Annotated in this window: 13 protein-coding genes; 6 read left to right on the top strand and 7 right to left on the bottom strand. The window is 74.8% G+C overall.

All coding sequences use genetic code 11. From position 1 onward, the window contains the following. Window positions 1-131: 131 nt before the first annotated feature. Window positions 132-2,225: a TRAP transporter permease gene (locus D476_RS0109585; RefSeq protein WP_017623732.1), complete on the top strand. Its 2,094-nt coding sequence runs from the start codon at window positions 132-134 to the stop codon at window positions 2,223-2,225. A gap of 55 nt (window positions 2,226-2,280) precedes the next feature. On the opposite strand, the gene D476_RS0109580 is transcribed toward D476_RS0109585, so the two are convergent. The 4 genes from D476_RS0109580 to D476_RS32690 all read right to left on the bottom strand — a co-directional run bounded on the left by D476_RS0109580 (window position 2,281) and on the right by D476_RS32690 (window position 7,098). Next, window positions 2,281-2,643 carry a fluoride efflux transporter FluC gene (locus D476_RS0109580; protein WP_017623731.1) on the bottom strand — a complete coding sequence of 121 codons (363 nt, stop codon included), beginning with the start codon at window positions 2,641-2,643 and terminating at the stop codon, window positions 2,281-2,283. After that, a complete protein-coding gene (locus D476_RS32695) occupies window positions 2,640-3,173 on the bottom strand; it encodes a FluC/FEX family fluoride channel (protein ID WP_017623730.1) in 534 nt (177 codons plus the stop codon). Before D476_RS32695 ends, D476_RS0109580 begins: the two co-directional genes overlap by 4 nt. Window positions 3,174-3,403: 230 nt before the next feature. Continuing rightward, window positions 3,404-4,174, bottom strand: coding sequence for an alpha/beta fold hydrolase (locus tag D476_RS0109570; protein ID WP_017623729.1), 771 nt, complete (start codon window positions 4,172-4,174; stop codon window positions 3,404-3,406). A 662-nt stretch (window positions 4,175-4,836) separates the two neighbouring features. Continuing rightward, window positions 4,837-7,098, bottom strand: coding sequence for a penicillin-binding protein (locus D476_RS32690; RefSeq protein ID WP_086002623.1), 2,262 nt, complete (start codon window positions 7,096-7,098; stop codon window positions 4,837-4,839). Window positions 7,099-7,402: 304 nt separating this feature from the next. Here D476_RS32690 and D476_RS0109560 point away from each other — a divergent pair, with 304 nt between their 5' ends. Continuing rightward, window positions 7,403-7,972, top strand: coding sequence for a DinB family protein (locus D476_RS0109560; RefSeq protein WP_017623728.1), 570 nt, complete (start codon window positions 7,403-7,405; stop codon window positions 7,970-7,972). Between the two features lie 107 nt (window positions 7,973-8,079). Here D476_RS0109560 and D476_RS0109555 read toward each other — a convergent pair whose 3' ends face one another. Then, window positions 8,080-9,072 carry an arylamine N-acetyltransferase family protein gene (locus D476_RS0109555; protein ID WP_017623727.1) on the bottom strand — a complete coding sequence of 331 codons (993 nt, stop codon included), beginning with the start codon at window positions 9,070-9,072 and terminating at the stop codon, window positions 8,080-8,082. Window positions 9,073-9,145: 73 nt separating this feature from the next. Between D476_RS0109555 and D476_RS36180 the strand changes: the two genes are divergently transcribed. Continuing rightward, window positions 9,146-9,664, top strand: coding sequence for a Clp protease N-terminal domain-containing protein (locus tag D476_RS36180; RefSeq protein ID WP_239648650.1), 519 nt, complete (start codon window positions 9,146-9,148; stop codon window positions 9,662-9,664). 36 nt (window positions 9,665-9,700) lie between these two features. Here D476_RS36180 and D476_RS0109545 read toward each other — a convergent pair whose 3' ends face one another. Next, on the bottom strand, window positions 9,701-11,173 hold the full coding sequence (locus tag D476_RS0109545) for an MFS transporter (RefSeq protein WP_020380445.1): 1,473 nt from the start codon (window positions 11,171-11,173) through the stop codon (window positions 9,701-9,703). A 260-nt stretch (window positions 11,174-11,433) separates the two neighbouring features. Here D476_RS0109545 and D476_RS0109540 point away from each other — a divergent pair, with 260 nt between their 5' ends. The 3 genes from D476_RS0109540 to D476_RS0109530 are packed head-to-tail and all read left to right on the top strand — an operon-like array spanning window position 11,434 to window position 13,518. Next, window positions 11,434-12,402 (top strand): ABC transporter ATP-binding protein, encoded by a 969-nt coding sequence (locus D476_RS0109540; RefSeq protein WP_017623724.1) that lies wholly within the window; start codon window positions 11,434-11,436, stop codon window positions 12,400-12,402. After that, a complete protein-coding gene (locus tag D476_RS0109535) occupies window positions 12,399-13,250 on the top strand; it encodes an ABC transporter permease (protein WP_017623723.1) in 852 nt (283 codons plus the stop codon). Before D476_RS0109540 ends, D476_RS0109535 begins: the two co-directional genes overlap by 4 nt. Window positions 13,251-13,257: 7 nt before the next feature. Further along, window positions 13,258-13,518 (top strand): helix-turn-helix transcriptional regulator, encoded by a 261-nt coding sequence (locus D476_RS0109530; RefSeq protein WP_017623722.1) that lies wholly within the window; start codon window positions 13,258-13,260, stop codon window positions 13,516-13,518. Between the two features lie 4 nt (window positions 13,519-13,522). Here D476_RS0109530 and D476_RS32680 read toward each other — a convergent pair whose 3' ends face one another. Further along, complete coding sequence (locus tag D476_RS32680) at window positions 13,523-14,071, bottom strand: hypothetical protein (RefSeq protein WP_017623721.1); 549 nt, start codon at window positions 14,069-14,071, stop codon at window positions 13,523-13,525. Window positions 14,072-14,151: the final 80 nt, after the last annotated feature.

Genomic DNA, 14,151 nt, shown 5'->3' with positions numbered 1-14,151 from the left:
CCCCCCCCCGCCGCACCGGCGGGCGCGGCGGCACGGGCCCGCGGGAACCCCCGGTGGGGAGGCGCGCCCCACCGCCCCCGCGCGGAACGCGCCTCCCCCTCCCCCCGACCGCAGAAGAGCGAGACAGCCCGATGAACGACCGCCGCATGGGCGCCCCCGGTGGCGACGCCCCTGACGACCAGCCCGGACGGCCCGACGAGCCCGGGCGCGCCGGAGCCGCCGTGGCGTCCGGGGACCTCCCCCCCGAGCCCGACGACGGCCGCCGCCTCCCCAGTACCGAGGACGAGGAGGGCTCCGGGCCGCTGTGGCGGCGCATGGCGGCCGAGCGCTGGGGCCAGGAGCGGGCCGGGCGCGCCGTCGGCGCCGCCACGCTCGCCATCGCCGTCGCCTTCGGCCTCTTCCAGGGCTACACCGCGCTCTTCATCGGCATGGACATCTACGTCCAGCGCGTGCTCCACCTGATGTTCGTGCTGGTCCTGGTCTTCCTGCTCAAGCCCGCCGCCCGGTTCCGCTGGGCGCGCAGCACCCCGATGGCCGCGGTGGACCTGCTCCTGGTGGCCGCCGCGGTGGCGGTCACCCTCTACCCGGTCGTCAACCGCGAGGCGCTCGTGCTGCGCGCGGGCGGCGTCCCCACCGGGGCCGACGTGCTGGTGTCGGTCGTCGCCCTGCTCCTGCTGCTGGAGGCCTGCCGCCGCGCCATCGGCCCGTTCATGGCGTTCCTGGGCCTGGCCTTCCTCGTCTACGCCTGGATCGGGCCGCTGATCCCCGGCCCGTTCTCGCACAGTGGGCAGCTGTACCAGCGGATCGCCACCTACAGCTACCTGTCCGACGACGGCGTCTTCGGGGTCCCCCTCGGCGTCGCGGCCACGTTCGTCTTCGCCTTCATCTTCTTCGGGGCGCTGCTGCAGAAGACCGGCGGCGGCGACTTCTTCATCGGCCTGGCCTACGCGCTCACCGGCCGGTACGCGGGCGGCCCGGCCAAGGGCGCGGTGGTCGGGAGCGCCATGATGGGGTCGATCACCGGCAGCGCGATCGCCAACACGGTCACCACCGGCGCCTTCACCATCCCGATGATGAAACGGGTCGGCTACAAGAAGCACGAGGCCGCCGGGGTGGAGGCCGCCGCCTCCACCGGCGGGCAGCTCCTGCCCCCGGTGATGGGCGCCGGGGCGTTCGTGATGGCCGAGATGATGGGCGTGCCCTACGCCGACATCGTGAAGGTCGCCATCATCCCCGCGCTGATGTACTTCGCGGTGGTCTTCCTGTTCGTGGACATCCTGGCGCGCAAGAACGGGATCGGCGGGATGCCGTCCGCGCAGCTCCCCCGGCTGCGCACCACCCTGGCCGCCGGGTGGCACTTCCTGGCGCCGCTGCTGCTGCTGGTCACCCTGCTGCTGGCCTACGTCCCGCCGCTGCGCGCGGGCGTGTACGCCATCGCGGCGCTGTTCGTGGTGGCGATGCTGCGCAGCACCAGCCGCCTGACGCTGCCGGGCATCGCCGAGGTGTTCGCGCTGACCGCCCGCAACGTGCTGCCGGTCTCGGTGGCCACCGGCGTCGCCGGGATCATCGTGGGCGTGGTGGGCCAGACGGCGCTGGGCCTGAAGCTGTCCGGGCTGATCATCGACGCGGCCGCGGGCAGCCTGCTGCTCACCCTGGTGCTGGTGGCGCTGGCCTCCCTGGTGCTGGGGCTGGGCCTGCCGGTGACCGCCGCCTACATCGTGCTGATCGTGCTGGCCGGTCCGGCGCTGGAGACGCTGGGCCTGCCGCTGATCGTGGCGCACATGATCGTCTACTGGTACAGCCAGGACTCCAACGTCACCCCGCCGGTGGCGCTGGCGGCCTTCTCGGCCTCGGGCATCGCCGGGGCCTCGCCGACCCGCACCGGCCTGGCGGCGTGGAAGTTCGCCAAGGGGCTGTACCTGATCCCGCTCCTGATGGCCTACTCGTCGATCATGCTGAACGGCACCCTGGGGGAGATCGTCTTCTCCGTGGCGAGCGGCATGGTGGGGCTGGTGGCGGCCGCGATGGCGCTGGAGGGCTTCCTGTTGCGGCGCACGGTGCTGGTCGAGCGCCTGCTGCTGGTGGCCGCGGCCGTGCTGGTGTTCATGCCCGGCACGGTCACCGACCTGATCGGCATGGCGATGACCGCGGTGCTGGTGGGCCTGCAGTTCTGGGGCCGCCGCCCCTCCCCGGCCCGGGAGCCCGAGGCCGTCCAGGCGGCCTGACCGGCGGGTCCCCTACGGCACCGGCCCCGCCGCCCCGGAATCCGGCCCCGGGCGGTCAGCCGGTGATCGAGCGGGCGATGGCGGCGCCGATGAGGGCCGCGCCCAGCCCGGCCGCGATCGACGCCGCCGCGTTGGCGAAGGCCAGGAAGCGGGCGCCGGTGCGGGCCAGCCGGTAGGTCTCGTACCCGAACGTGGAGTAGGTGGACAGCGCCCCCAGCAGGCCGGTCCCGGCGAACGCGGCCACCGCCGGGGGCAGGGCCAGCGCGGCGGTGAAGCCCAGCAGCAGGCAGGCGGTGGCGTTGGCGGCGTGGGTGCCCCAGGGGAACACCGAGTCGTGGCGGGCCTGCACGAAGCGGTCGGCCAGGTAGCGCAGCGGGGCGCCCACGGCGGCGCCCAGGGCGACCATCAGCCAGGTCATCGCGGCTCCTTCCGGCCGTGCTCCCCGCCCCTGCCGCGCGCCGCGCGCACGGCCGCCTCGGCCGCCGCGACGCCGATCCCCACCGCGGCCAGCGCGCCGAACAGGGTGCCGCCCAGGTAGAGCAGCGCCCATCCGGGGCGCCCGGCCTCCAACAGGTGCTGCACGTCGACCACGTGGGTGCTGAAGGTGGTGTAGCCGCCGAGCACGCCGGTGCCCAGGAAGGGCCGCATCAGACGCGCCCCGGGGCGGGCCTCGACCGCGACCATGAGGGCGCCGATCAGCAGTGCCCCGGAGACGTTGACCAGCAGCGTGGACAGCGGGAGCTGGCCGGGGCCGTGCGGCAGCAGGACGTCGGCGGCGTGCCGGGCGGTGGCACCGATCGCGCCGCCCGCGGCGATCGCGCCGATCACCGCCCAGGGGCGGCGGGCCAGCTCGCGCACCTGGCCCGGCGAGCGCAGGTCGACGTCGGGGTCGACGGGCGCGTCCGCCTGCGCGGCGGTGGCCCCGGTGCGCCCGGGTCCGGTGGACATGGACGTCTCCCATCAGCAGTCGTGGTACGCCCCTCCAGGGGCCGTCGCTGACAGGGACCGTTGGCGGCGGATCACCGCGGTTCCCCCGCGCACCGCGCGGGGCGGCGGGCCCCACCGCCACCAGGCGATGATACCCGCGGAGGGTCCGGAACCGCGGCGCGCCCCGCGCGGCGCGGCCCGGCGCCGCCTCCGGCCGACGGGGACGGCTCTCGGCGGACGGGCCCGCGCGGTCAGTCCGCCACGTGGGCCAGCAGCAGTTCGTTCACCCGGTCGGGGCGTTCGACCCCGGCCAGGTGGGCGGCGCCGCGCACCTGCTCGAAGCGGGCGCCGGGGATACCGGCGGCCAGGCGGCGGCCGTGCCCCGGCGGGAGCATCGTGTCGTGCGCGCCGGACACCACCAGGGCGGGTGCGCGGATGCGGGCGATGTCGGGGAACTGGTCGGCCCCGGCGACCGCCTCCCAGCAGGCGGCGAAACCGGGCGGGTCCACCCCGGCCAGCTCCTCGCCCATCCGGCGCACCACGTCCGGGCGCTCCTCGGCGAAGCCGGGGGTGAACCAGGACAGCGTGGCCTCGGCGCGGACCGCGGCCATGCCCTCGGCGCGCGCCCTGGCCGCCATGTTCCGCCACTCCCCCGCCCGCGGCAGCCGGGCCGCCCCGGCCACGTAGGCGAGCCGGTGCACCCGCTCCGGGTGGCGGACCGCCAGCCAGGTGGCCACCGCTGCGCCGCCCATCCCCGCCCCGACCACCCGCACCGGGCCCAGGCCCAGCCCGTCCAGCAGGGCGGACACGTCCGCACCCAGGTCGTCGACGGTAGCGCCCCCGGACGGGGCGGGGCTGGCGCCGTGGCCCCGGTGGTTGACGCGCAGCACGCGCAGGGAGCGGGTGAGCTCGGGCATCTGCGGCTCCCACACGGTCCATTTGGCGCCGATGGGGGGCAGGAGCAGGACGACGGGGCCCTCCGGGGGGCCATCGAATCGGTACTGCAGGGGGACAACGGCCATACGACCCCTCCTCGGGGCCCGTCCTCACGACACGGCGTCTCGACCGGCCGGAACGGAGCCGGGACACGGGAGGCCCTTCCCTCACGGGCCGGGCCCTGTGCGTCCTCCATTCGCGCCGCCCGCCGTGGCGGCACGGGCCGACGGCGGGGGACGGAGGAACGCCCATCGGGCGGATATCGGCTCCGCAGACATCACTTCCGATCGGACTCCATTACCATCCGAACCGGTGGAGATCACGCTACCACGGCGCGCATTCGCGAATCCGCGTATCCACGGCGGATTCCCCGGCGATCCGCACACCTCACACGGTCCGTTCTCGTTTGTGCCGCAACGCCGTCGATCGAGGTGAAAGTGGTGGAACGTCCCGGGAAAGCACACCGGGCGCGAGGAGGCCGCGTCCCTGCTCCGGCAGGGCGCGAGGGACCCCCGGACCGCCGAACACCCGGGCCGCCGCCCACCGGGCGAAACCCTTAGCGCCCCCGTTGCGGCGACCTTTCCCCACCGCCGACACCATCCACGGAATGCGACGGCATTCGCCGAGAATGTCCGATGTGCCCGTCGAAACCGGGGAACCTTCGGCCCTTTTTCGGCGAACCACCGGGCGGCACCGCCGTCCGCCCCCGGTGCGAACGCCCGCGGCCGTCCCGCATTCGGCGCCCGCCTCACCCCCGGGCGCGGAAGACGTTCACCACCGCGCCCTCCGGGAGCGGTGTCCCGGCGGACGGGTTGGTCGAGGCGACGACCCCCTCCTCCTGGTCCGAGGGCACGCGCACCCCGCCCTCGCGGACCCGGTACCCGGCGTCCTCCAGCGCCTTCTCCGCCTCCGCGAAGGTGCGGCCCCGCACGTCGGGGACGGACGCCTCCGGCCGGGAGGGCGCCCCCGCCGCGAACCCGGGCCGCAGCGCCGACGGCCGCGGCTCGGGGAAGGCGCTCGCCTCCGTCCCCTCCAGGGCGCCGCGCACACCGTCCCGCCAGATCGGCCCCGGAAGCGTGGCGCCGTAGACCACCGCGTGGTACCGGCCCCCGATGGACACCCCCCGCAGCGGGTGGCGGGCGCCGCCGCGCGGGTCCCCCACCGCGACGGCCGAGGCCAGATCGGGGGTGTGCCCCGCGAACCAGGCGGCGGCCGACCCGTCGGTGGTGCCGGTCTTGCCCGCCGCCGGGCGCCCCGGCCCCAGCCCCTGAGCGGTCCCGCCGTCGGTGAGCGGGGCGCGGAGCACGTCGTTGACGGCGTCGGCGGTCGCGGGCTCCAGCGCGCGCTCGCACAGCGCCTCGACCGCGCGCCGCTTCCCGTCGGGGGGCGTGATCGCCGAGACGGGGCGCGGCTCGCAGCGGACCCCGCGCGCGGCGAGGGTGGCGTAGGACGCCGCGACGTCCAGCGGGGCGACCTCCTGGTCCCCCAGGGTGAAGGAGTTCCACTGGCCGAACGGTGCGCCGTCCGCGCGCTTGGCGCCCAGGCGCTCGGCCATGCGGACGGTGTCGCACAGCCCGACCCGCTTCTGCAGCTGCGCGAAGTAGGTGTTGGAGGAGTGCTTGGTGCCCTCCACCATGCTCTGCCGCCCCGCGTCGCTGTCCCCCGCGTTGCGCACCTTCCAGGGGCCGAGCCGCTTCCCCGAGCAGGTGCGCTGCCCCTTCACGGTCAGGGTGTCGGGCGCCTCGAAGGAGGTGCCCACGCCCATGCGCTCCTCCAGGGCGGCGGCCACGGTGTAGGCCTTGAACACCGAACCCGCCTGGAAGCCGGTCCCTCCGCCGTGCCCGGCGTCCACGGCGAAGTTGATGGAGGTCTGGTCCGGGTCCTGCCCGTCGAAGCCGTACTCGCGGTTCTGCGCCATGGCCACCACGTCCCCGGTGCCGGGTTCGACCATGGCCTGGACGGCGACCTTCCCGGCGTCGGCCCCGCGGGGGACGTGGCGGTCGACCGCGCGCTGGGCCGCCCGCTGGGCGCCGGGGTCGAGGGTGGTGCGGATCCTCAGCCCGGCGCGGCGCACCCAGCGGGCGCGCTCCTCGGCGTCGGCCCCGAACCGGGGGTCGTTCTCGATCCAGGAGAGCACATAGGTGCAGAAGTAGGGGTGGTCGCTCTCGTAGCACCCGCCCCCGAGGGGAGTCATGTCCAGCCCGAGGGGGGAGTCGGCGGCGCGCCGCGCCTCCTCCTCGGTCAGCACCCCGACCTCGGCCATCCCGGACAGCACGGTGGCCCGCCGGTCCAGGGCCTGCTCGGGGTGCTCCACCGGGTCGTACACCGACGGCCCCTTGACCAGCCCGGCGAGGGTGGCCGCCTGTACCGCCGACAGGTCGGCGGCGTCCACTCCGAAGTAGCGCTGCGCGGCGGCCTGCACCCCGTAGGCGCCGTTGCCGAAGTAGGAGATGTTGAGGTAGCCCTCCAGGATGCGGTCCTTGGACAGGGCCGCCTCCACGCCCAGGGCGTACCTCAGCTCCCGGATCTTGCGCGCCAGGGTCGTCTCCGTGGCGCGCTCGGCCTGCTCCGGGGTGTCGGCCGCCTCCACCAGCACGTTCTTGACGTACTGCTGGGTGATGGTGGAGCCGCCCTGGGTGCGGCCCTCCAGGGTGGCCAGCGCGGCCCGGAACACCGCGCGGAGGTCGAGGCCGGAGTGCGCGTAGAACCGGCGGTCCTCCACCGCGAGGACGGCGGCCCGCATCACCGGGGCGATCTCCTCCAGCCGGACCGCCTCGCGGCGGCGGTCGTGGACCGTGGCGAACTCCCGGCCGTCGGCGTCGAGCAGCACCGACTGCTGGACCATCGCGGAGGGGTCGAACGCCTCGGGCATCCGCAGCGCGGACCGGACCGCGTCCCGCGCCACGACGGCCCCGCCGCCGACCGTCACCAGCACCATCGCCGCGACGAGCAGTCCGGCGACCGCCGACAGCCGGACCAGGTGGACGACCGATCCCGCAGCCGATGCCATCACGCCCTGCGCACCCCCATGCGTCCGGGACCCATTCAGCGAATCTAGGCAGGGGGACGCCATCGGGTGGTCAAGCCCGGACCGCGTGCCGGTCATGGTGCGCGGGGAACGGCTTCCGGCGCCCCCGTTTCGGCCCCTTCCTCCGGACTTCGCGGTCCGTTCGTCCCGGACGTGCGATCACGGACCGATGCCGTCCGCATTCGTCCGTAGCGTCGGAGACGTCACCGCGGGGGCCGTACCCGGCCGACGGTCGGGCCGCCCCCGCGGCGACGGACCCGGACACGTCCCGTGAAAGGCGGCTCCCATGCCGAAGAACACCGCTTCCCCCGCGAGCGAGAGCGCGGCGAAGACCGAGCGCGACGAGGTCCTGGAGATCCTGCGCGAGCAGCGCCGCTTCCTCCGGCTGACCGTCCGGGGCCTCGACGACGAGCAGGCCGCGCGCCGCACCACCGCCGGCGAGCTGACGCTCGCCGGTCTGATCAAGCACGTCGCCCGCACCGAGCGGGGCTGGATCGCCATCATGAACGGCCGCACGGAGAACGACCCCGGCCGCGAGGGCTCCTGGGGCGACGACTTCCGCCTGGTCGGGGACGAGACGCTGGATGGGGTCCTCGCCCTGTCCGCCGAGGTGGAGGCGGAGACGGAAAGGGCGGTGGCCGCGCTGCCCTCCCTGGACCACCCGGCCGAGCTGCCCGAAGCCCCGTGGTTCCCGAAGGACGCGTCGTGGTCGGCGCGGCGGATCCTGCTGCACCTGATCCGCGAGACCGCACAGCACTGCGGCCACGCCGACATCATCCGCGAGTCCCTGGACGGAGCGACCACCACGGCGGTGATGGGCGAGGCCGTCGAATGGGGCGACCGGATGCAGCCCTGACCCCGCCCCAGGGCCCGGGCCGGGCAGCGGGAGGCGCGCAGCATCTGGACGCGGCCGGGAGGCGGTCCCCGCCCCCGTGGTGGGGGCCGCCTCCCGGCCGGGCCGGGTCAGTCGACCTCCTGTCCCTCGGGGGCCTGGGCGGCGAAGCGGACGAGTGCCTGCTCGTCCTCGGTCGGCAGGTGCAGGCCGAAGACCCCGCGCAGGACGCCGGGCAGGTCCTCGGGGGCGAGGGTGCGCACCTCGGGGGCGCGGTCCGGGCGGTGCGTCTCCAGGCGGAGGTCGGTCAGGACCACCCGCTCGGAGGCGCCGTTGCGCTGCACCGAGATCATCCGGACGAACGGGGAGCGCGGGTGGTGCGAGGCGATGTAGTCGAAGTCGGCCATGTCGGGGCGGAAGTACGGCTCCAGCGTGAACAGGTGGACGTTGAACCAGCCGTCGTGCCGCAGCAGCCGCACCATCCACCCGCGCGGCGTCCGGTCCAGGCGGTAGAGCCAGTCACCGGCCCGCACCTGGGCCCCGTTCCGGAGCGGCAGCGGCGCGGACGGGCCCCAGCCGCCGACCCCGGTGTCGACGATCCAGGAGCCCTCGCCCGGGACGTCGACGCGGAGCAGGGTGTGGCCGACCGGCCGGAGCGTGGCCGCGTCCGCCCCGAACAGCATCCGGGCGCTGAGGGCGGTCACCGTGAATCCGACGTGGTCCAGCACCGTGGCGAGCAGGCCGTTGAGTTCGTGGCAGTAGCCGCCGCGCCTGCGCCGCACCAGCTTGTCCTGCAGGTCGCCGATCGCCAGGGAGACGCCGCCGCGGAGCAGCACGTCGAGGTTCTCGAAGGGGAGGTTCTCGGTGTGCGCGCGGACCAGCGCCCGGAGTGTGGGCAGGTCGGCGCGGACGGGGCCGGTGTGGCCGATGCGCTCCAGGTAGGCGTCCAGGTCGAGGCCGGCCGACTCCCAGCCGAACTCCGGGCCGGGCGGGGGCACGTCGGGCGGCGCGGGGACGGCCGCGTCCCGGGCGTCCCGGACCTCCTGCCCGTCCTCCGTGCCGGGGGCCGCGCCTCCGGTGGCCGCGTCCCCGGTGGCCGCGTCGTTCAGCGTGGTGGTTCCCATGGGGTTCCCTCCTCCGTGTGGGGCGGCCCGTCCGGTATCCGCCGGAGGGGCCGCGTGCGCCGATGACCTCACGATGCCCCCTCCCGCTTGCCGGGGCCTTGCCGTCGGCTGTCAGCACCGTCTTGCGTCCCGGCAAGCCGTCCGGCCCCGCAGCCCGCCCCGCGGCGCCGCCCAGGCCGCGGTCTCCGGCCGACCGCACTCCTGCCCCGAATCGTCGCGGAACGGCGAGGTCGCCCCCGCCCACCTGGTGCTGGGGCTGCTCGCGGACGACGAGGCCATCGCCGTCAAGGGCATCGTCGACCAGGGTGCGGACACCGGCGCCCTGCGCCGGGCCGCCGAGGAGGCGCTGCCGCCCGCCGCCGACGAGGTCCCCGCGGTCGTGCCCTACGACGCCGACGCCCGCACGGCCCTCGAACCGGCCTTCCGGGAGGCGCTGCGCCCGGGCCACAACCACATCGGAACCGAGCACATCCTGCTCGCCCTGCTGGAGCAGGAGGACGGGAACGGCCCGCTGTCCGGCAGCGGTGTGGACAAAAAGGCGGCCGCCGACGTCATCACCCGCACCCTCGCCGCCATCACCGGCAAGGAGTGACCTCCGGGGCGCACCCGCCGTACCGCCTCCGCCCCGTCAGGGCGTCGGTGGCCGCACGGCGTCCGGGCCGCCATCCGGGTCGGCGTCCGGGCCGCCATTCGGATCGGCCCCCGCACCGGCCCCCGGGCCCGCTTCGGGTTCGGGGGCGGCCCCCTGCTCCCCGTCGTCGAACCCGCGCATCCGGCGCAGCGGGGAGAACACCAGCACCAGCGGGCACAGCGCCATCGCCACCGCGAACACCGCGACCGCCTCCCGCACCCCGACCAGGTCGGCCACCGCACCGCCCATCAGGGCGCTGACCGGGATCACACCCCACACGATGGTGCGGACCGTGGCGGTCATCCGCCCGAGCAGCTCCGGCGGGCACTCCCGCTGCCGGTAGGCGATCTGGCAGATGTTGTAGCAGACGGTCCCCGCCGCCAGCACCGCCGAGGCCAGCACGTACACCCCCGCCCGCCAGTCCGGCGCGGCCAGCGGCAGCAGCAGCCCGAAGGGCATCGTCACCAGCGCGGACAGCCAGATCAGCCGGGCCTGTCCCACGGCGGCCGCCAGGCGGCCCGTCACCCCCGCCCCGACCAGCGCGCCCAGGGTGGCCCCCGCCATCATCCAGCCGACCACCGCCGGGGGCAGGCCCACGGTGCGGGTCAGGAAGAGCACCTCGATGGCGAAGATGGCGCTCATGAAGAGGTTGATCAGCGCCGTCTCCAGCACGATCAGCCGCAGCAGCCGGTGGCCGAGCAGGAAGGCCACCCCCTCGCGGATCTGCCCGGCCAGGCCCGTCCGGCCCACCGGGGCGGGGTCGGGCTCGCGGGTGCGGATCGCCCCCAGGAACAGCAGCGAGGCCAGCGACGTCAGCGCGTTGGCCCCCAGGGTCCCGGCGGCGCCGAACACCTGTACCGCCGTCCCGGCGATGCCCGGACCGGCGAAGCCGGAGGCCGAGCGCACCGCCTCCAGCCGGGAGTTGCCCTGCACCAGCCGGTCCGGGCCGACCAGGCTGGGCAGGTAGGTGTGGTCGGCGACGTCCGCGAACAGCCGGGCGCAGCCGAGCAGCAGCGCGACGGCGACCAGCACCGCCATGTCCAGCACGCCGAGCAGGTAGGCGACGGGGACCGAGGCGAGCAGCAGCACGCGCGCGGCGTCGGCCGCCATCATCACGGTGCGGCTCCGCATCCGGTCCACCCAGGCCCCGGCGGGCAGGCCCAGCAGCAGGAACGCGGCCTGATCGGCGGCGGCGAGCACGCCCACCTGCATCGGCGTGGCACCGAGCAGGACCACCGCGGTCAGCGGAAGCGCCACCTCGGTGACCGCGCCGCCGAGCTCGTTGCTGACGTGGGAGGAGAGGAAGAGCCGGAAGTCGCGCTTGGCGTGCCGGGGCCCATTCGACGCGCCGTCCCGCGCGCCTTCCGGCGCCGCCGGACCGTCGGCCGCCGCGCCGGGCGCCGGGGGGCCGACGTCCACCGGGTCGGGCGCCTGCGGATTCGGTGGGGAGGGGGCGGAACCGTCGGACACAGGGGCGTCCCTTCACGTCGCTGTGCGGGAGGCGAACCGGTCGGGTGATTCTGTCACCGCGTCCGGACGCGGTGTGATCGGCCCCCGCTCCTCCGCTGATCCGGCCACCGGCACACCGGCCTCTGTGCGGATCGTGCGCATCGGCCGCGGCCGCCGGAGGAATCCGCGGCGATGTCCGCGACCGAACAGCACCCTTGCGAAGGTATGTAGTACATGTACTATCTCTAAGAGCAGACCTTGGATGAAAGGCAGTGCCCCCCATGGCTCTCACCGACGACGGCGCCGCACCGGTGGCGGCGGCCCTCACGAACGCGGGCCCCGCCATCGAGGCGCGCGGGCTCCGCATGCGCTACGGCGACGACGACGTGCTCAAAGACGTGGACCTGACAGCGGCACCGGGCGAGGTCATCGTCCTCCTCGGCCCAAATGGCGCGGGCAAGACCACCACAATCGAGATCCTGGAGGGCTTCCGCATGCGCTCGGCGGGCGAGGTCTCGGTGCTCGGCGCCGACCCGGCCGTCGGCGGCGAATCGTGGCGGGCCCGGCTCGGGGTCGTCCTGCAGTCCTGGCGCGACCACGGCAACTGGCGGGTGCGCGAGATGCTCGCGCACTTCGCCGCGCACTACGCGCCCTTCTCCACCGCCGACCGGCCCCGCCCCCGAGATGTGGACGCGCTGCTGGAGACGGTGGGGCTGTCCGGCCACGCGCGGGCGAAGGTGTCCTCGCTGTCCGGCGGGGAGCGGCGGCGGCTGGACGTGGCCGTGGGCATCGTCGGCCGCCCCGAGCTGCTGTTCCTGGACGAGCCCACGGCCGGGTTCGACCCTTTGGCCCGGCGCGACTTCCACGACCTGGTGCACCGGCTCGCCGACGAGGAGGGCACCACGGTCCTGCTGACCACTCACGACCTGGACGAGGCCGAGAAGCTGGCCGACCGCATCCTCATCCTGGCCGACGGGCGGATCGTCGCCGAGGGCAGCGCGGAAGAGCTGGCGCGCCGGGTCGGCACCGGCAGCGAGGTGCGCTGGACCCAGGACGGGCAGCGGTTCGTGCACGCCGCTCCCGACGGCACCGCGTTCGTGCGGGAGCTGCTGGAGCAGCACGGCGACGCGGTCACCGGCCTGGAGGTGCAGCGGGCCAGTCTGGAGGACGCCTACATGGAGATGGTGGCCCGGCACGAGTCGGGACGGACGGCCGAGGCCGCGGCGGCGCTGGAGGGGATCGGGAGATGAACAGGACGGCACACCTCCTTCGGCAGGGCTGGGCATCGGGCGGGCTGGCGCTCATGGCCTCCCTGCGCAGCGTCCAGGAGATGCTCGGCACCGTGGCGTTCGTCGCGGCGTTCTGCGTCGGACTGTCGTTCATGCGCGGCAGAGCCGTCGAGGGGACCAGTGTCGACGCCGCCACGGCCGCCCTGCCGGGCGTTCTCGGCCTGTCCGTCGTATTCACCGGGGTCGTCGCGACCGCGATGGTGCTGGCCACCGAACGGGAGGACGGCACTCTGCTGCGCGCCAAGGCGCTGCCCGACGGGATCACGGTCTACCTGATCGGCAAGATCGTCTACGCGGCGGCGCTGGTCCTGACCACCGTGGCCCTTCTGGTGCTCCCCGGGCTGTTCCTCTTCGACGGGCTCGCCGCGGGGCTGGCGAGGGGGTGGCCGCTGCTGCTCGGCGTGCTCCTGCTCGGCATGGTCGCCACGATCCCGTTCGGGGCCGTCCTGGGCTCCCTGTTCGACAACCCCCGCCTGGTCAACGCCGTCGGCGCCGTCCCGATCTTCGCCCTCACCGGGATCTCCGGCATCTTCTTCCCGATCACGGCGCTGCCGGAATGGCTGCAGTGGATCGCCCAGGCGTTCCCCGTCTATTGGGTCGGGCTGGGCCTGCGGTCGGCGGTCCTGCCCGACAGTATGCTCAGCGCGGAGATCGGCGAGTCCTGGCGGCACCTGGAGACCATGGGCGCGCTGGGCGCGTGGGCGGTGCTCGGGCTGGTGCTGGCGCCGTGGCTGCTGCGGAGGACGGCCCGCCGGGTCTCCGGGGCGAACGTGGAGAAGGCACGGCAGAAGGCGATGCAGCGTGTCTAGTGGTGCAGTGTCCAACCGGTCGAAGGCCGGGGCGCAGGCGGAGCCGATCTACAACCGCATCGCCGTGCTGCGCGCGGAGCGGGGGATCTCGCGCCGCGCGCTGGCCGAGGCCCTCGGTGTGCACTACCAGACGGTCGGCTACCTGGAGCGGGGCGAGTACAGCCCCAGCCTCTACCTGGCCATGCGGATCGCACGGTACTTCGAGGTGCCGGTGGAGGTGGTCTTCTCCACCGACCCGTTCCCGAGGATCGGCAGCGCGGAGGGCTGAGGCCTCACGCCTGCCACTGCGCGTGCGCATGCGCCTGCGCCTGACCCCTCACCCGTTTCCGCTCCATCACCCCCGCGATGACGAGGGTGACGACCGGTGCGGGCAGGAGCACCAGGCCCGCGACCACCCAGGGGGCCGAATTGAAGGCGAGGTGGAAGCCGGGGTCGTAGCCGCGGTCCTTGTAGACGGAGGTGGCCATCATCCACCAGCCGCCGACGACGGCGCTCAGGGGCATCAGGAGCAGGGCCGTGACCAGGTGGAGGGGGCCGACGCGCCGGGTCGCCGTGAAGACGGCCAGCACGGTGAGGGCGGCCGCCGCGAGCACGGCGCCGCCCACGCCGATCACGGTGACCGCTCCATCGGAGAGGGGGAGGGGCCCGATCAGGTAGGTGGGCTCAATGCTGTCGGCGCCCGAGGCGCGCCCCCGGTCGGCCCAGTCGGCGAGGACCTCCTCTGTAGGCCGGTAGAGCACCCGCCACGTGGCGAGGGCGGTGCCGACCGCCAGGGCGGCGGCGGGCAGGAGCATGGCGGGGGTTCTGCTCTTGGAGGTCATCGTCGGTGGTGTCCTTGGGGGATCGGTGGATGGTCGGCGGGTGGCACCCGCCCGGTTCGGCCGCCGGCGTCAGTCGCCGG

The sequence above is a fragment of the Nocardiopsis chromatogenes YIM 90109 genome, from assembly GCF_000341185.1.
Classification (GTDB): Bacteria; Actinomycetota; Actinomycetes; order Streptosporangiales; family Streptosporangiaceae; genus Nocardiopsis_A; species Nocardiopsis_A chromatogenes.
Note: the sequence above shows the minus strand (reverse complement) of the source record. Positions and strands in the feature narration are given on the sequence as shown.

Coding starts and splice junctions, on each gene's coding strand:
- D476_RS32695 (WP_017623730.1), bottom strand. CDS start 3,173: ATGTCCACCGGACCCGGGCGCACCGGGGCCACCGCCGCGCAGGCGGAC.
- D476_RS0109555 (WP_017623727.1), bottom strand. CDS start 9,072: ATGGGAACCACCACGCTGAACGACGCGGCCACCGGGGACGCGGCCACC.
- D476_RS0109585 (WP_017623732.1), top strand. CDS start 132: ATGAACGACCGCCGCATGGGCGCCCCCGGTGGCGACGCCCCTGACGAC.
- D476_RS32680 (WP_017623721.1), bottom strand. CDS start 14,071: ATGACCTCCAAGAGCAGAACCCCCGCCATGCTCCTGCCCGCCGCCGCC.
- D476_RS0109540 (WP_017623724.1), top strand. CDS start 11,434: ATGGCTCTCACCGACGACGGCGCCGCACCGGTGGCGGCGGCCCTCACG.
- D476_RS0109535 (WP_017623723.1), top strand. CDS start 12,399: ATGAACAGGACGGCACACCTCCTTCGGCAGGGCTGGGCATCGGGCGGG.
- D476_RS36180 (WP_239648650.1), top strand. CDS start 9,146: ATGCCCCCTCCCGCTTGCCGGGGCCTTGCCGTCGGCTGTCAGCACCGT.
- D476_RS0109570 (WP_017623729.1), bottom strand. CDS start 4,174: ATGGCCGTTGTCCCCCTGCAGTACCGATTCGATGGCCCCCCGGAGGGC.
- D476_RS0109560 (WP_017623728.1), top strand. CDS start 7,403: ATGCCGAAGAACACCGCTTCCCCCGCGAGCGAGAGCGCGGCGAAGACC.
- D476_RS0109580 (WP_017623731.1), bottom strand. CDS start 2,643: ATGACCTGGCTGATGGTCGCCCTGGGCGCCGCCGTGGGCGCCCCGCTG.
- D476_RS32690 (WP_086002623.1), bottom strand. CDS start 7,098: ATGGCATCGGCTGCGGGATCGGTCGTCCACCTGGTCCGGCTGTCGGCG.